Origin of the sequence: Streptococcus caprae (assembly GCF_042649745.1) — a bacterium.
Taxonomy (GTDB): Bacteria; Bacillota; Bacilli; order Lactobacillales; family Streptococcaceae; genus Streptococcus; species Streptococcus caprae.
In genome coordinates, this window is record NZ_JBHRZV010000014.1 from 1 (window position 1) to 17,649 (window position 17,649).

At 43.2% G+C, this 17,649-nt stretch carries 17 protein-coding genes; 2 read left to right on the forward strand and 15 right to left on the reverse strand.

The annotated features are described in order from the left end of the window. Positions 1 to 132: 132 nt before the first annotated feature. From pheT to ACFORF_RS02375, 13 genes are all read right to left on the reverse strand, one after another. Positions 133 to 2,538, reverse strand: coding sequence for a phenylalanine--tRNA ligase subunit beta (gene pheT / locus ACFORF_RS02315; protein ID WP_380425057.1), 2,406 nt, complete (start codon positions 2,536 to 2,538; stop codon positions 133 to 135). 274 nt (positions 2,539 to 2,812) lie between these two features. Beyond that, a complete protein-coding gene (locus tag ACFORF_RS02320; protein ID WP_380425060.1) occupies positions 2,813 to 3,256 on the reverse strand; it encodes an ASCH domain-containing protein in 444 nt (147 codons plus the stop codon). Next, entirely contained in the window at positions 3,253 to 3,777 is a 525-nt protein-coding gene (locus ACFORF_RS02325) for a GNAT family N-acetyltransferase (protein ID WP_380425063.1), read from the reverse strand. Before ACFORF_RS02325 ends, ACFORF_RS02320 begins: the two co-directional genes overlap by 4 nt. 9 nt (positions 3,778 to 3,786) lie before the next feature. After that, complete coding sequence (gene pheS, locus ACFORF_RS02330; RefSeq protein ID WP_380425146.1) at positions 3,787 to 4,830, reverse strand: phenylalanine--tRNA ligase subunit alpha; 1,044 nt, start codon at positions 4,828 to 4,830, stop codon at positions 3,787 to 3,789. Between the two features lie 328 nt (positions 4,831 to 5,158). Beyond that, a complete protein-coding gene (locus tag ACFORF_RS02335) occupies positions 5,159 to 5,614 on the reverse strand; it encodes a pyridoxamine 5'-phosphate oxidase family protein (protein ID WP_380425066.1) in 456 nt (151 codons plus the stop codon). A 193-nt stretch (positions 5,615 to 5,807) separates the two neighbouring features. Continuing rightward, positions 5,808 to 6,242, reverse strand: a complete 435-nt coding sequence (msrB, locus tag ACFORF_RS02340; protein ID WP_380425068.1) for a peptide-methionine (R)-S-oxide reductase MsrB — start codon at positions 6,240 to 6,242, stop codon at positions 5,808 to 5,810. A 15-nt stretch (positions 6,243 to 6,257) separates the two neighbouring features. Next, the gene (locus tag ACFORF_RS02345) at positions 6,258 to 6,554 is read right to left on the reverse strand and encodes a rhodanese-like domain-containing protein (protein WP_380425071.1); all 297 of its coding nucleotides are present in this window, start codon (positions 6,552 to 6,554) and stop codon (positions 6,258 to 6,260) included. Positions 6,555 to 6,566: 12 nt separating this feature from the next. Further along, entirely contained in the window at positions 6,567 to 7,295 is a 729-nt protein-coding gene (ldcB, locus tag ACFORF_RS02350) for an LD-carboxypeptidase LdcB/DacB (RefSeq protein ID WP_380425073.1), read from the reverse strand. 165 nt (positions 7,296 to 7,460) lie between these two features. After that, positions 7,461 to 7,841 carry a PH domain-containing protein gene (locus ACFORF_RS02355; RefSeq protein WP_380425076.1) on the reverse strand — a complete coding sequence of 127 codons (381 nt, stop codon included), beginning with the start codon at positions 7,839 to 7,841 and terminating at the stop codon, positions 7,461 to 7,463. A 281-nt stretch (positions 7,842 to 8,122) separates the two neighbouring features. After that, a complete protein-coding gene (locus ACFORF_RS02360; protein WP_380425078.1) occupies positions 8,123 to 9,667 on the reverse strand; it encodes a peptide chain release factor 3 in 1,545 nt (514 codons plus the stop codon). A 187-nt stretch (positions 9,668 to 9,854) separates the two neighbouring features. Next, positions 9,855 to 10,760, reverse strand: coding sequence for a DUF4767 domain-containing protein (locus ACFORF_RS02365; protein ID WP_380425080.1), 906 nt, complete (start codon positions 10,758 to 10,760; stop codon positions 9,855 to 9,857). 14 nt (positions 10,761 to 10,774) lie between these two features. After that, a complete protein-coding gene (locus ACFORF_RS02370) occupies positions 10,775 to 11,371 on the reverse strand; it encodes a hypothetical protein (protein ID WP_380425083.1) in 597 nt (198 codons plus the stop codon). 10 nt (positions 11,372 to 11,381) lie between these two features. Next, complete coding sequence (locus ACFORF_RS02375; protein ID WP_380425085.1) at positions 11,382 to 14,117, reverse strand: G5 domain-containing protein; 2,736 nt, start codon at positions 14,115 to 14,117, stop codon at positions 11,382 to 11,384. A gap of 183 nt (positions 14,118 to 14,300) precedes the next feature. Between ACFORF_RS02375 and ACFORF_RS02380 the strand changes: the two genes are divergently transcribed. Beyond that, positions 14,301 to 14,621: a helix-turn-helix domain-containing protein gene (locus ACFORF_RS02380; RefSeq protein WP_380425087.1), complete on the forward strand. Its 321-nt coding sequence runs from the start codon at positions 14,301 to 14,303 to the stop codon at positions 14,619 to 14,621. Positions 14,622 to 14,853: 232 nt separating this feature from the next. Then, positions 14,854 to 15,756, forward strand: a complete 903-nt coding sequence (locus tag ACFORF_RS02385) for a helix-turn-helix domain-containing protein (protein WP_380425090.1) — start codon at positions 14,854 to 14,856, stop codon at positions 15,754 to 15,756. A 94-nt stretch (positions 15,757 to 15,850) separates the two neighbouring features. Here the strand turns inward: ACFORF_RS02385 and ACFORF_RS02390 are convergent, their stop codons facing one another. Next, the gene (locus ACFORF_RS02390; protein WP_380425093.1) at positions 15,851 to 17,221 is read right to left on the reverse strand and encodes a UDP-N-acetylmuramoyl-tripeptide--D-alanyl-D-alanine ligase; all 1,371 of its coding nucleotides are present in this window, start codon (positions 17,219 to 17,221) and stop codon (positions 15,851 to 15,853) included. 80 nt (positions 17,222 to 17,301) lie between these two features. Further along, a complete protein-coding gene (locus ACFORF_RS02395; RefSeq protein WP_380425096.1) occupies positions 17,302 to 17,514 on the reverse strand; it encodes a hypothetical protein in 213 nt (70 codons plus the stop codon). Between the last annotated feature and the right edge of the window lie 135 nt (positions 17,515 to 17,649).

Genomic DNA, 17,649 nt, shown 5'->3' on the forward strand with positions numbered 1-17,649 from the left:
CGTATTTTCATTGCCATAAACATAAAACGAGAGAAGACAAGTCCTGTCCTCTCTCGGTGTTAAATTGGTCAACCCACTACAGTTGACAAAGAGCCCAAAAATCCACTACGAGAGTGGATTTTTGTTTGAGATTTATCGCACCTCAGCGCCGACTTGTTCCGTCAGGGCCTTGGTAATTTTTTCCATGTATTTGGCAACTTCTTCATCCGTCAGGTTATCCTCAGGATTTTGGAAGGTCAGACTGTAAGCCATCGATTTCTTGCCCGACACGATATTGGCACCAGCATAGACGTCGAAGAGTTTCACAGCAGTTAGGCGTGACACCTTAGCAGACGCGATGGCTTCAAGGATGGCTTGATGGCTAACTTTCTTATCCAATAGCAGAGCGATATCACGAGTCACAGCAGGGAACTTGGTGATGTCCTTGAAGACCTGAGTCCTTGGCAGAGCTGCCAAGACAGCATCCAAGTTGAGTTCTGCCACATAGGTTTCTGGGATTCCATAGGCCTTAGCCACTTGCGGATGGACCTGACCAACAAAACCAATCACCTGTCCATCGCACTCAATCAGGGCCGTCCGGCCTGGATGAAGACTGGCCAGGTCTTTGCTGGCACGGTAGGTCACATGAACACCCAACTTGGCAAAGAGTGTCTCTAGAATCCCCTTAGCATGGAAGAAATCAACTGCCACTGCTGGTGTCTGGAAATCTTTTTCCGCCACCAAACCAGTCAAGGCAAACGCAAAGGAGCTAATTTCAGTTGGAAGGTCTTTTTTCGCATCACCAGTCTGGTCAAAGACCTTGCCGATTTCGTAGAGGGCCAGGTTTTTATTTCGACGGGCGACGTTATAGGCCACCGTATCCAAGATACCAGAAACCATGGATTGGCGAAGAACTGAGCGTTCAACAGACATAGGCCACATCAGCTCAGTCAACTGAGTTGGCTCTGCCTTGAACTGAACTGCCTTTTCAGGTGTGGTCAAGGCATAAGTAATAACTTCCGTCAAACCAGTTCCTTCGGCCAAGGTCCGTACCTGACGGCGAAGTTTTTGGCTGGCAGTCAATTCACCAGCTGTTCCATCCGCATCAGGGAGAGTGGTTGGCAAGCGGTCATAGCCATAGATACGGGCGATTTCCTCAACCAGGTCCGCCTGAATGCTGATATCCCAACGGCGACGCGGTACAGAGACCGTGAAGAGTTTTTCATCTCCCTCGAGACCAAAACCAAGTTTTTCAAAGACATCTTCCACATCCGCATAAGTCAACACAGTCCCCAAACGAACATTGACATAGTCTAGACTAGTCGAAACTTGAACAGGCTCAGTTGCAACTTCACCAGCTTCAATACGGCCAGCCAGAACTTGACCACCAGCTAATTCCTGTAACATGGCTGCCGCGAAATCCAAGGCTTCAGTCACGGTTGCCAAATTGATTCCCTTCTCAAAACGAGAGGAACTTTCAGAACGCAGGTTAAGGCGACCAGATGTCTTACGGATAGACTTACCGTTGAAGACAGCCGCTTCCAGGACAACCGTTTTAGAAGTGCTGTCAATCTCCGTAGACTGACCACCCATGACCCCACCGAGGGCAACAGGCTTGTCATTGACTGCGATGACGATATCTTCTGTCGTCAATTGACGCTCTTCGCCATCCAAGGTCACGAGTGTCTCGCCTTGACGGGCATCGCGGGCTACGATTGCCTGACCGTCAAACTTATCGAAGTCGAAGGCGTGCATAGGCTGTCCGAAATAAAGGAGGATATAGTTGGTCACATCGACCACATTGTTGATGGGACGGATGCCTGCATTCATGAGCAGGTTTTGCAACCACTGTGGACTTGGTGCAATCGTTACACCTTCCACCACACGGCTGGCATAGTAGGCCACCTTGTCACTCTCAATCGCTACGGAAATCTTATCAGCAGCTTTGCTATTGCTTTCCACCAGAGCCTTCTCAGGGAAATTGACCGTCTTCCCGTAGATAGCAGCAACCTCATGGGCCACGCCTCGCATAGACAGAGCATCGGCTCGGTTAGGCGTGATGGAGAGCTCAACCACTTCATCGTTGAGGTCCAGGTAAGGCAGGACATCGCTACCGTTCACAGCATCCTCTGGCAAAATTTGGATGCCGTCCGCAAATTCTTTCGGAATCACAGAGTCAGAAATGCCCAACTCTTGCAGGGAACAAATCATCCCCAAGGATTCCATGCCACGGATTTTACCCTTTTTAATCTTGTAATTATCCGCAATGCGAGCGCCTGGCAGGGCCACCATGACCTTGATGCCGGCACGAACATTTGGTGCACCGCAGACAATCTGACGGAGTTCGTCTTCACCAGTGTCTACCATGCAGAGATGGAGATGGGTTTCAGGCACATCGTCGCAGGAGATAACTTCTCCGACCACGATTTTGGAAAGACCGGCACCTGGGACTTCAACGCCCTCAACTTCGATACCGGTAGTCGACATTTTTTCGGCTAGTTCTGAGCTGGGGACGTCAATGTCAACCAGTTCTTTGAGCCATTTGTAGGATACTAACATAGGTTTTCTTTCTTTATTTTTAATTTTTTTATGACTATTTCCTTAGGTAGTACGGACGGCAGCGACCTCCTGCGGAGTTCCGTGCCTATTTTTTGAGTCTAGGTCTCAAAAAATCCGTCGTAACCAATTAGGATTAACTCCTAGTTGGTTACTCTTACTACAGCGGAAATCGTCGATTGTTTAGGCTCGCTATTGCTCGCCGTACTCGGATTCATTTCAACTTGTAAAAATAATCTATTGTATCTGGGCTAATGTCTGTGGTTTATTCTTCCACCTATGTGAGTGGGTAAACCACTTCAAATTCTTCGCAGACGATTTTGGAGTTTTCGGAAAAGGTGAGGCCTGCTTCTTCGTAGTAGGGTTTGAAAAAGTCTTCGTGGACTTGCCTCCAATAAGCCAGACTACGGTCGCCTTCACCTTCTTTGTAGGCGTGCTCGGCGGTAACATTACAAAACTCGGTCACATAGACCTTGGTTTGTTTGGTCACGCAGACGGCATTACCCTGACTGTCCAAGATGATGTTGTAGCTAGAATCAGATGGCAATGGCTCATCTTCTAGAGCGTACAAGTCATAGCCTGATGCAGTCGCTGTTTTGACCCCGTCTAGGACAAGCTGGGCTAGTTCATCTTCTAAGAGTCCAAAGGCCCAGGCTTCATAGTCATCTCCTGCGTTTGGGTTGATTGTTTTGTAGGCTTGCCACATGTCTTCAGGTGTCATCGCAAGTCCTTTCTGAGCAACCAATCGGTATCAATCTTGTCGCCGATTGGAAAATCATGCTCCGCAAACTTTTCAAAGCCGTACTTGGCATAGAGGGCTTGGGCCTTATGGTTATGTTCCCATACCCCCAACCAGGCCCAGTCAAAATCACCATCTTCAGCTACTTCTAAGGCATACTCAAAGGCAAATTTTCCAAGACCCTGACCTTGAAAGGCTTTCAAGATATAGATGCGTTGAACTTCAATAGCTTTCTCCAGCTCTTGTTCTGTCTGGGCAGTTCCCCAGTTGAGCTTGATATAGCCAGCCACCTGATTATCAACCATGATAAAATCAATCTCAGTCTCTGGATGATTGAGCTCAGCTGCCAAGGTTTCAATCGAATAGTCCGTGTCAAAATAGGCCTGTAACTGTGCTGAACTATTATCATGACCAAAGGTCTCCGTAAATGTCTGCTCTGCTATTTCCTTTAAAAGACCAACCTCATCCAAACGAACGGGGCGAATTCCAATCATTTTAGCCATATCAATCTCCTAGTTGAATTGTTCAGAGAAGCGAGCATCGCCTAGATAGAAGCCACGAATGTCGTTGATACCGTAGCGCAACATGGCAATCCGCTCTTGACCCAAACCAAAGGCAAAGCCAGAGTATTTTTCAGAGTCAACGCCAGACATTTCCAATACCTGTGGATGAACCATACCGGCACCAAGAATTTCAATCCATCCCGTCTTCTTGCAGACATTACAGCCGTCACCACCACACTTGAAGCAAGAAACGTCCACTTCAACAGAAGGCTCCGTGAATGGGAAATAAGAAGGACGCAGACGAATCTTACGCTCAGCTCCAAACATCTTTTGGCTGATGAGTTCCAGAGTCCCCTTGAGGTCCGCCATGGAAATATTTTCGCCAACAACCAAACCTTCGATTTGATGGAATTGGTGGCTGTGGGTCGCATCGTCCGTATCACGACGGAAGACACGTCCTGGTGAGATCATCTTAAGGGGACCCTTGCTGAAATCATGTTGATCCATCGTCCGAGCTTGGACTGGACTGGTATGGGTACGCAGCAAGATTTCCTCAGTGATATAGAAGGTGTCCTGCATATCACGCGCCGGATGATCCTTAGGCAGGTTCATGCGTTCAAAGTTATAGAAATCCTGTTCAACTTCAAATCCATCAACAACCTGATAGCCCATCCCCAAGAAGATATCTTCGATTTCTTCAGACGTTTGGGTGAGGACATGACGATTCCCAGCCGCAATGGGACGGCCTGGTAAGGTCACATCCAGCGACTCTGCTTCCAGTTTAGCGTTGATAACCGCCGCTTCAACAATTTTGGCTTGTTCTTCAAAGGATGCGGTTAAGATATCACGCATCTCGTTGACTAATTTCCCGACGGCAGGGCGCTCTTCGTTTGAGAGATCCTTAAGGCCCTTAAGCAACTCTGTTAGGGAACCCTTTTTCCCCAAGACCTGCACTCGTAAGTCCTGCAATTCCTTGGCATGATTGCCATTCATCTGCTTGAGCTGGGCCTGAGTTGCCTCTTGCAATTCCTTTAATTGTGTTTTTAAATCCATGGTTGTCCTTTCTGATTGACCATTTTGTAATAGCTGAGCGAACTGTGGTAGAGAGACAAAAAACCGCATGCCAATCTCCAACATATGCGGAGCGTTGACACGCGGTACCATCCGTATTCGTCCAAGGAAAGACCTCAGACCTCAATTCTCAGTCCTTGATGCGAGTGAATTCACCCAGCTTTCATCCAGGAGACTTCCAGTCACGGTCTCCACTCCCTGTCGATTGCCCCTAGGCTACTAGTCTCACAGACTATCAGCTATTCAATTACCCTCTATTTTAGCAAAAATAGCAGAGCTTGACAAGGAGTTTGGTGCAGTCAGCGGCATTCTAACTAATCGCTCTGACAGAGTCTTTAGCACCCTCACCAATCGCAAAGACATACTTGTGGCCTTGGGTCAGACTGTGGTAAAATCCCTCACCATCATAAAGTTGGAAGACCTGGATTGTCTCATCCGTTTGATGATTTGGATAGACGATATCGACATAGGGATTACCGGCCAACAAGGTCTCCAACAAATCTGGACCAACTTTACGAATTTTCCCCTCAATCCGTATCACCTGAATGAGATAGTCTTCCTCACGCATAGCTGTAATAGCAATCTGAGGATTGGTCTCTACCTGCTTGTAAAAATGCGTCTCAGGACTAGTCATGAAAAAAACTCCCTGCTCATTCGCCACACCGATATGAAAATAGCGGGCATGAGGCTTTCCAGATTCGTCCACACTCGAAAACGTCGCTACCCCAATATCTTTTAAAATCCCCAGAATATCATTCAACTCCATAAATAGGCTCCTTTGTAATCGTTTTCTCTTGTTTATTATAGCACAATCTTAGGACTATTTCATGCCATTTTTCAAGAAATTCAGCGAAAGCTAAACCAAACACTTACCTCAAGAATTCGAAAAAACACTCACACTAGAACTCCTAAATTTTAACCACTAAAAAACGAGAAGATGCCTCTCCTCGCTCAGTTGATTAGTCAAATAAAGTCTGATAATCCTCATAGCCTTCTTCTGCTAGTTTATCCTTAGGAACAAAGCGAAGGGCCGCTGAGTTGATACAGTAACGCAAACCACCTCTATCAGCAGGACCGTCGCTGAAGACATGCCCCAGATGAGAATTAGCCTGACGACTGCGAACCTCAACCCGGTGCATCCCGTATGAATTATCCTCGTGATTGGTTACCATCCGATTCTGAATAGGTTGTGTAAAGGCCGGCCAGCCGCAGCCCGAGTTATACTTATCTAGCGATGAAAAGAGCGGTTCACCACTCACGATGTCAACGTAGATGCCTTCTTCATTGAAATCATCGTACTGACCTGTAAAGGCCGGCTCAGTTGCCGCGTTTTGAGTGACCTCATAGGCCAAATCACCAATCCGCTGGCGAAGTTCCTCTGCTGATTCTGTCATGAGTATCCTCCTTCTCTATTTTTCTAATGAATCTGGGTAGGCCTGTGTGCCACCAACAACATTGGTCACATCGTACCCCTTTTCTTCTAGAAAGGCAACTGCCTTGGCCGACCGTCCACCCATTTGACAGATGACATGGTAGGCTGTGCCTTTATCAAGTTGAGCATAGGTCTGCTCCAACTGACTAAGCGGGAAATTAACCGCACCAGGAACATGTCCTGCCTCGTATTCGTCAACCTCACGAACGTCGATAAGAGGCACTTCTCCACCTGCCATCAAGCTCTGCAATGTGTCAATCGAAATCTCTTTCATGATACTCCTCATTTATTCAGCGTAATCGCCACCTTCAACACCAAAATATTCCTCTAGCGTCAAGCCAGATTGGTAAATTTCAGTCGCTTCCTGACCAACATACCGGACATGCCAGGTCTCCGCCTGATAACCTGTTATCGATTCCTTATCAGCAATGTAACGCACAATAAATCCATATTCATGTGCGTTCTGAGCCAACCAAGTCGTCGCTGCGCTATCTACCAAAAGATTCCCAGAAGTATCCATCAAATCAAAGGCTAAACCAGACTGATGCTCACTGTAACCAGGTCGAGCTGAATAAGTATCAACCGCCACCTGACCATCGCGATTGACATAGGTTTGATAAACCTGTGTCTGATACTCGTAAGAACGGAAACCACTATAATTATCTGAAATCGCGAACCCAAAATTCTGCATATCAGACTTAAGCTTTTGGAACTGAGCCAAGGCCTCTCCATTTTCACCAGGATTATAATCTGCTGCTATCGGATGTTTCTTATTGATAATTGGAATTTCATCATATTTTCCTTGAACATAGTAGTATGATCCATTGTGGAACACACCACTTTCATCGGTCGCTTGATCCGAATTTACTGAGGCCGTTGTTGTCGTTTCTTGCATAGTTGTAACAGTTGTCGTTTGGGAGCTTGTCTCCGTACTTTCTTTTTGAGTTGTCGCCTGAGTACCACAAGCCGTCAATGAACAGACGACAAAGGCACTGGCAAGATATTTTTTCAACATATTCCTTAACTTTCTAGGTGCATTTCTCTTGCCTTTTCATTATAACACATTCCTAGTCCACTGACGTAACAAACTTAAACCTTATTAGTACTAACTTTTTATCCCAACTTTTGGAAATGGCAGAGCTCCAAACAAAATCCCTCGCTAGAACACGAGGGAACCATATTAGCGCAATACTGCAGCCGCCAAGGCTTGTTGAATTTGCACAATGTTCTTGCTGGACTTAAACTGCAAGATTTCCGCAGGCTCTTTTGCTGATGAAATCCAAATCTTCAACTCAGAATCCAAATCAAAGTGACCATTGGTTTCAACAGTGAAACGCGAAATCGATTTGTAAGGAATGGAGCGATAGGAAGTTTTTTTACCTGTCACTCCTTGCTTATCTACCAAAATCAAACGTTTTTCTGTAAAGACAATCAGGTCTCGTACCAAGACATAGGCCAACTCAACCTGCTCACCCGGCACCAGAACATCAACTAATTGCTGCTCGACCTTGTCATTATCCTTTTGCGACGCATTGCCAATCAAACCTGAAAATAAACCCATAGGAACCTCCAATTTATATGATACCTTATTCTAGCAAAATTTAGATTAAAGCACGAAGAAAAGACAGGAAATCAATAATTTCCTGCCTGTATTAGTATTAGGGAAAGTTACTAGCGTAACTTCTCATTTCCAACTAGAAAAAGTCCCCCGGACCTTTTGGCGCAGTAGGTTTCAGCCAATCAAACAGCACTTCGCTTGTTTTCTTAGGAAACCCTTGCGGAGATGTAAAGTTGCTACTGCAACTTCCTATTTCCCACTATCAACTGTCTCCCAGACAGTTGCTACATCTTCTCTTCCAACGCCACATCTGGATACTTATCCGCAAACCAGCGGAGGGCAAAGTCATTTTCAAAGAGGAAAACAGGTTGATCAAAGCGGTCTTTGGCCAGGATATTCCGACTTGAGGACATGCGTTCATCCAGGTCCTCTGGCTTAATCCAGCGAACGGTTTTCTTGCCCATCGGCGTCATGACCACTTCAGCGTTGTACTCGCCTTCCATGCGGTGCTTAAAGACTTCAAATTGCAGTTGACCAACCGCGCCAAGCATGTACTCACCTGTTTGGTAGTTGGTGTAGAGCTGGATAGCCCCTTCTTGCACCAATTGCTCAATCCCCTTGTGGAAGGATTTTTGCTTCATAACGTTCTTGGCAGAGACCTTCATGAAAATTTCTGGGGTAAAGGTTGGCAGTGGCTCAAATTCAAACTTGTTCTTGCCAACTGTCAACGTGTCTCCAACCTGATAAGTTCCTGTATCGTAGACCCCAATGATGTCTCCTGCGACAGCATTTTCAACATTTTCACGTGATTCTGCCATGAACTGGGTCACGTTGGACAGTTTGGCAGACTTGCCAGTGCGAGGTAGGTTAACGGCCATACCACGCTCAAATTCACCAGAGACCACGCGCACAAAGGCAATGCGGTCACGGTGACGAGGGTCCATATTGGCTTGGATTTTGAAGACAAAGCCTGAGAAGTCTTTGTTGAGCGGGTCAATCACTTCTCCTTCTGTGGTCTTATGTCCGTGAGGTTCTGGCGCAAATTCTAAGAAGGTATCAAGGAAGGTCTGTACTCCAAAATTCGTAAGGGCTGAACCAAAGAATACAGGTGTCAACTCTCCATCAAGAATAGCCTGCTCAGAAAATTCATTTCCAGCCTCTTGGAGCAACTCGATATCCTCAAGCACTTGCTCATAAAACGGGTTGTTGGCAAACAGAGCTCCGCCATTTTCTAAATCCGCAAAACGCTCGTCGCCCTTATAGAGTTCCAGGCGCTTGTTATGAAGATCATAGAGCCCTTCGAAGCTCTTGCCCATCCCGATTGGCCAGTTCATTGGGTAGCTGGCAATGCCAAGTACTTCCTCCAATTCTTCAAGCAAATCCAGCGGCTCACGACCATCACGGTCCAACTTGTTAATAAAGGTAAAGACTGGAATGTTGCGGTGCTTGACAACCTCAAAAAGCTTTTTGGTCTGTGCCTCAATCCCCTTGGCTGAGTCGACGACCATGACAGCCGCATCCACCGCCATCAAGGTACGGTAAGTATCTTCTGAGAAGTCCTCGTGCCCTGGTGTATCCAAAATATTGACACGCTTACCAGCGTAGTCAAATTGCATTACAGATGAAGTAACAGAAATCCCACGTTGTTTCTCAATATCCATCCAGTCAGACTTAGCAAAGTTTCCAGTCTTTTTCCCCTTAACCGTCCCGGCCTCACGGATCTCACCCCCGAAGTAAAGGAGCTGCTCGGTGATGGTCGTTTTCCCCGCGTCCGGGTGACTGATAATGGCAAAGGTACGGCGTTTTTTAATCTCGTCTTGTAAGGTCATAATCGTTCTTTCTCTATCGTTTCTATTTTTCTTTAAATTTTATTACTAAGTTTTATCTTCTACATTGGTCTTTTATCCTTAAGCATGCTAAAAAGAGCTGCCTTGGCAACTCTTTAATTATAGCTAAAATACTTGGGTTAGGCAATTCTTTTGGAGGAATTTAGGAAATAGCAGAGCTTAAAAAGATTTATTGATTTAATATCCTACTAAATCCATCTTTTAAATCTGTATTCTCGGTTTCCTTGCTGACATTGTAATTAAAGTATTCTGTATAGTCACTTGATGCACCATTAGGTGGAAACATCCGATTATTTTCTGAATAAAATATGATCGGTGTACCATCTTGACGTAAAGCAAAATGGTAGCGATGAACAAGATTTATGTCTCTTGAATAAACATAGGTTGCAACTATTGTATACTCTGATGTACTAAGTCCTGTCTCACTATAGCTAGCGTCTATTTTATTTTTAAAAGAACCATTCCAAAAAAGATTTCCGCCATCTTCTACTTTTCTATAATCAGGCTGTCCCATACTGTTACCCCACTCAATCATAAAATGTGCTAATTGAGCTGATTTTTCAGCATTCCATGGTCCTGAACTTGCTTGGCTAACTCCCTCTGTTACTGTTGTAACACTCATAGTCGCCTGGGTGGTCGTAGTTGAGGTTTCTTTTTGCTTTATAGTCGAGGATGAAGTTGTTTCATCGTCTTCTTCCAACATTTCATCCTCATCATCACTACTTGTTTCAATTAAGTCCACCAATGATTTTTTGCCGACTACCTCATCTGTTTTTTTAAAAATCATAAGATTGCCGTTCTCATCAGTAACTTCAATCGTATTACCTTTAGTCTTGTAGGTCAATACCTGTGTCTGTGAAGTTAAGCCCAACAAGCTACTTTCGACTTCAAAGGTATTCCCTTTTATTTTTCCTTCCCCGCTAAGGATATAGGCATTCAACCGGACATCCTCTCCACTTATCACCAACTGATAACCGTTAGAATCTTCATAAACACCATCTTTAGGCCGCCCACTACAAGCAGTCAGGAAGAGTAAAATCACGGACAAGAGAGTTAATGTCACTATCTTTTTCATAAAACTCTCCACTTTTACTTCTTACGATTCATGAAAGTATTAAAAGCTGTAATTGTTGAAGCAGTTGCTGTAACTCGTGAACTGTTAGCAATGTCAGCTTGGAGGGCTCGTGTTTCTTCTTGAATAGACAATTGTGTTTCTTGGAATTGTTGACTTTCTAATAAATTATAAGCCTCTGGTAATGTCATCGCTCGACCTTCACTAATCAACTGATAGAGACGATAAATGTCGTGGTAATTATAAAATTTTTGAGGAAATCCTTGAGCTCCAGCGATATAATCCGGATCATTAACCGCAACATTATAAGCGTACTGGGCTTCATCTAAAACCAGTTTTGCTGGTTCGATTTTTAACTTCAGACGAGCAAAATAAATTCCACCTGCTAAAATAAACCAAATTGCTGATTTCATAGGATTCCCCCAGGAATCTATCACATTAACAATTAAAACCAAAATCGCCCAAATCAATAAACTATTAATGAGCCATTGTAGAAATTTCTTAGCATTGTTATAAACTAACTGTGCCTGATTTAAATTTTTGCTAGCAACAGCAACTGGTGCTGTCAATTTACGTTTTTCAGCTAATAAATTAAGTATTTCCTCTTTCGTCATATTTACTCTCCTAATTTTTCATTTTTTTTCGTTCTGTATAGACTAGTCCAATTCCTGTCAACAAAATTCCTACAGTAGGCAACAAGCTATCTTGATCTCCTGTTTTTGGCAGTTCTTGTTTTGGGGAAACTTGTGTATAAGCTGAGTCTCTATTAGATTTCTCGGAAACTGAAACCAAGTCCTGAGTTTTTTCTGTAGATTTCTGCTGAATTGGCTTAACAACTGGTGACTTAGATAATGGAACAGATTTTTTATCAGTTTGAATGACTGGAGCAGTCACAACCTGACTTCCCCGTTCAATAATTCGCTCAGTCATAGGAACTTTAACAGACTTAATTTGCGAAGAAATTTCTCCTGTTTTAGGGTCAACTGTATAAGTCGTTGTTACTAAGGTATATCCGTCACTTCCTTCTTGTAGAATGTGCTCTTGGCCCCTGCTCAAGGAAGGATTCTCTTTGTACACTGTAGTCGATACAATCCTATCGATAGAAACAGATGTCGGCTTTGTTCCTTTAATCATTAAACTATCTTGAACCGGTGTATCACTAAGTACTGTCTCAACCGCATCAAGCTTATCTCCATTGAGAACGTAGCTAGTGCGGACAACCTTAGAGCCTGCTTGACCGCCTGTCTCTGAAGTATAGCCATAGTCCTTGGTCTCATCCGCGACATAGTATGTCTTATAGGCTGTTACCGTCTGTGTTTCAACAGGTTTTGACCCCAAGGTAATCACCTTATCAATGGCTGGACTTTCACTGACAACTGTCTCAACTGCATCAAGCTTATCTCCATTGAGAACATAGCTAGTGCGGACAACCTTAGAACCTACTTGACCGCCTGTCTCTGAAGTATAGCCATAGTCCTTGGTTTTATCTGCAATATAGTAAGTCTTGTAGGCTGTGGTCGTCTGGGTTTCAACGGGTTTCGCCCCGTAGACCACAGTACCGTTTTGTGCTGAAGTGTTGGTTTTAGTAATGGTGTTTACAACTACTGTTGCATCATTACCTTGCTCAAAGAGTTTAGTGTAAAGATCTGCAAAATAATAGCTAGCTTCTTCAAAAGGATCCGTCATAGCATCCTCGTAACCATACTCTCCCTTTCTAACATGATAGACCTTACCCTCAAAATATCTATACCGAGGATAGTCAATTCCAAACAGCTCTTTTCTAAGATAGCGTGAAAAACCTTCTGCAAAAGTTTCCTCTGTATTATCACGATAGTAAGCTGTTACCAAGGGATTATCCTTGATATAGGTCTCGTACATCTGCTTAAATTCTGAGCTGCGTGAAGATAGACCAGATTGAAAATTTGCATCTAAGGCCCCATAACCAGCATAAGTAAGGCCAGTACTAAAATCAATCTGATGAGACAGTTCATGTAAGAGTACTGCCGTTAGATTACGCTTATAGTCAGTCATCGTTACTTCTTTGACTTCCTCAAGCCCAGTCTCTTCATTCAAGATAACCTGTTTGCGATTATAACTAGTACTATAGTTTAAATCAATACGCCCTCGATTCCAATAAGCCAAGCCAACAGGATCATTAGTTTTGGATGCAGGTGGTAACTTTTTGTCGGTAATATAGAGTTTCAGCAGATTCTTACGGAGCTGTTGGGGAATCGCTTGAATGGTATCTTCCAACCATTGTTTATCCTCATCCGACATACTTGGAGCATCATAGTCAATCATCATCTCCTCAAAGCCCTTGCTCCTATTGTAACGCTCCGTAATAATATCATACATCTCGCTAGCTAATTGATAATACTCTTCCTCAGCAAATTGTCCCAATTCTAACATCTTCTGACGAGCCAAGGTCAGTCTCAGATAATCTGCCTTCACATCAGCATAGAGTCCTTCAGAAATCGCGTTACGTGTATAATAACGCTCAATCATTTTACCCGTATCAGTAGTATAAGAGTCCACTGTATAGGCACCTGATGAAACAGCTGAGATGTCCGCATAACTTTCCATAAAGAGTTGCTTATAGGCTTCCGGAGTTGTTAAAGAGAATTCGTCCACTAATTCACCAAGGTACATGGCATCCGAATATCCATAATCCATACCACTGCCATCGGCTGCTATTTCCCGCAAAGACCTTTCCTCAAGAGACAATTTTGAAAGGACCTCTGAATCCCCTCGCCCTTTGATAAAGAGCTTGTCAATAACAACCTTATCACTCGGCAATTCTTTTGTCTCATCAATCGAATAAAATGACTCTGTAATGTATCGATAGGTATCATCAGTTGCCTTTGGAGAGGCTTCCTTTGGTACGGTTGGCTCGATGCGATAGGTGGTCTCAGTACGAGTGACTCCATCAACTGATGGGATAACAACATTATTCCCATACTCCTTGTTCTCATCAATGCTATAGTTTGTCTCAGCAGGGACAGTTGTTTCTTCAACTGTTTTCTTAGTACCAAGCACAACTGTCGTTTCCGTAGGCTCCACACGAGCTGCAGTGGTTTTATTTTCAGTTGTCGTAAGTGTTAGTGAGCCATCTGTTCCACTAGTAACCTCTTCACGGTAACCAACTTCTTTAATCTCATCAGCTACAAAGTTTGTTGGACTAACAATCTCCTCCGTAACTGTAGTTACCTTATCTGAATTATTTACAATAGCAGAGCTACTCGCATCTGCTACTGTCGTATCAGCGGCTACACTTGGCGACAAAAGACTGACACCAATTAACACACTTCCTACCCCTAACAAAGTCTTGCGAATCCCAAAAACACGCTTATCTTTGAACATAAAATCTCCTTTTAGGTTATATTTGCTGATAATTATCTTAAAACAGGAATTATCTGTCTATTTTTATAGCTTATCTTGGATTTTTTTATCTATATTTTTTAAATTTAAATACATATAATACCCTCCCCTATTGTTCTTGATTACCTTATGATTATTTAAAGTAGACTATGGAGGTAAAGCAATATGGACTTCGGACAAAAAATTGCTCATCGTATACGAGAACTCAGAAAAAGTAAAGGGATTACTCAAGAAAAATTAGCTGAGAAAGTAGACATGGACTTGACTGCCTTTAGCCGAATTGAGAGAGGAAGTAATACGAATATCCAAGTTAATACACTTGATCGTATTATCCAAGCACTAGAAATTGACTACCTAAGCTTCTTTTCCGTCTCATCCGATGATAATCCCAAACATCGACTTAATGCTAAGCCAGCATTACTTGAGGATCAAGATCCTATCCTAGAACATCTTGAGGGCATCTTAGACTGGAAAGTAGACAACTAGCCTTTAGTACCCATCAAGGTGAAAAATAGAAAGACCGAGCATCAGTTCGGCTTTTTTAGTGTAACAAAATTTTATTCCTATAAATTAGCCTTCAAAACTATAGTTTCAAAAAAGTGATTTTGTAGTTAATTTCATAACTCTTTACAGATTTCTGAAACTATAGTTTTACTTTTTGTAACCAAAGCATAGAAAATAGGCTATAATATTATCAAAAGAAAAAGGAGTATTTACAATGACATCACTTCATCCTTTTGGACCTACTTTTAAAACCTTACGTGAACAGAGAGGCTATTCCCTCAAAGAAGCTGCAGGTTCAATCGTCTCTCCACAGTTTTTAAGTCAATTTGAAAAAGAACAAAAAGGAATGAGTCTGGAGAATTTCAGTCGATTACTGATTTCCATAGGAATCGATTGGCTAACCTTTGCTAGTGAATATGACGGTGAATCTATTGATCTTTATAGTAAATTATTCTCCCAAGCGGTCTCTAAATACCCACTTAGTGAAGCCAAGACAATCAAAGAGCTTGAAACAAGTATTGATCCGTTTTTAAAGGACAACAGTGAACTCAAAAATTTATCTAAAATTCTGACAAAATTTTTACTACTCAAAAATGATAAACATGCATTAGAAAAAGATATTGAGCAAGCTATCACCTACCTCAATAAGCAAACCTATTTCAACACTCTGGAGCTGGATACTTTCTGTGCACTCATTGATACTATTAAAAATTGTCCATTAAGTTTAATCCAAAAAGTTCGAGATTTTTTACTCGATAGTCTCAAACCTGGTATGACAACTTCTGAGCATCATAATACGCTTATTATTTTAGCTCACATCACTAACTACCTTAGTCGCAATGGTTACTTCAATGAAGCTAAGAAAATCTTGGATAAAACTGGTCATTATCCATCACCAAACGCTGTAGCAACGGGTACTGTTATGATTGCCATGCAGGAAGCTTACTACCTCATCCGTCAAAATGATAGAGCTGCTCTTGAAAAGGCTAGAAATATTTTAGACTATATTGAAGCTTCTAATAAAATCATTCCTTCGGAGGCTTTGATTAAAATTGGACGAATCTTTGAACATAATTTTAACGAATTAAATCATACTGGAATCGGAATTTACGATTAAAGTGGATAAGCTAATGTCCATAAAATCAGAAAAAGCACATAAACTTAAGGCTTTATACCTTAAATTTATGTGCTTTTTATCATTTCTTCAAAAATTAGATATGCTCCAACTCTTCCACAACCTTGGCCAAATTCATGGAGTTACTGCCCTTGAGCAGGATTTGGTCAGTAGGCTTCAGGCTGGCTTTTATTGCTATAATCAGGGCATCCAGTTGGTCCATCTCGTCAGTCTTGGTAAAATAGCTGACGCTCCCTGATGGGAATTTTTCGAGAGCCTTCTCGTAGAGAGGTTGGATGTCTGGACCATAGAGATAGACAGCATCTAAAACAGCTGGGTCTAGACTATCAATCATAGCTACGTGAAGTTGGTCCTTGGTATCCCCAAGTTCCTTCATATCAGCCAGCACTGCTATTTTCTGTCCACCCGCATTTCTCGGGATGGCTGAAAATGTTTCTAGAATCAGTCTCATAGCGGTTGGATTAGCGTTGTAGACGTCACTGAGGATGTCAGCTCCGTTGGCTGCTTTTTTCCACTCTGTCCGGTTGCGGGTCAGGTTCAGATGAGCCAGGGCTTCAACGATGCCCTCGTCCTCAACAGCTGAGAGTCGGCCAACGTAGGCTGCGACCAGTGCATTCGTGGCGTTATACTTGCCAGGTACTGGCAGACTAATCGTCCGATCCATAAAGTTAGGTTTAAAGGACAGGCTATCCTTCTCCTCCACCAAATCAATCAGATGGAGCTCTGCCATGTCTCCAAAACGAATGACCATCTGATCCTCAGGGATAAAGGGCTCAATAATGACATCGGCAGGAGCAATCAGAATGCCATCTTCGCCCATCCCATCTAGAATCTGCATCTTACCTTCAGCGATTTTGTCACGGCTACCAAAGAACTCCAAATGAGCTTCCCCAATCAGCGTCACTACCGCAATCCGAGGCTTGGCAATTTCCGATAGGAGTTTGATATCCCCAAGATGATCCTGCCCCATTTCAAGGACAATCTTTTCCGTATCGTCCGGCATATGAAGCGCCGTATAAGGCAAACCAATCTCGTTATTGTAGTTACCCTGAGTTTTATAGGTCTTGTAGGTTGTTGACAGGATATCGTAAATCATATCCTTGGTTGTCGTCTTACCGTTCGAACCTGTGACTGCGATGACATCTACTCCCGTCCGTTCCAGGTAATAAGCCGCCAAATCCTGAAAGGCCTTGAGTGCATCCTCAACCAAAAGATAGGGTTTATCAGTTTCTAAAACTTTTTCTGTAAAGGTCGCTATTGCACCATTTGCAAAAGCTGTCTCTATGAAGTCATGGCCATCACGCGCTCCCTTTAGGGGCAAGAAGAGGTCACCTGGACCAATTTTTCGTGAGTCAAACTCAATCTGGTGTAAGGGAACGTCTTCGACGTCCGACAAATCATTGGTCGCCCCAACCACATGGGCAACTTCATGCAAGGTAAGTTTCATGTTTATTCTCGTTTCTGTTTAGCCTTTATCTGTTTCATCAAAAAAGGAAGGAATTCTCCTCCCATTATACCACAATCCTGCTAATTACTGTTGAGCTTTTTTCCCTGCCATACGACATCAAAGTACTCTTCGTCGGAATCGTAGTAGCTGGATTCCGGCGTTCCATCACTGTCAAACGAGAGATCATCAACAATCACGTCTCCCAATTTCTGTTGTTGAGGCACAAAAACCTGATTGCCTGTGTATAAAAATTTATTTTCTACAGATTTCCTTTGAAGCAAGTACTGTGCCACCAAAGTTCTGTCACAACAGTGTAGCGTTGGCCCCTTACTTCTATCTCATCATAGGTCAGTAATCGCTCATAACTAAATCTTAATAACACTGCATAAAAGATGAAGGAGAGACTGCCGACACCTAAAATTCCTATA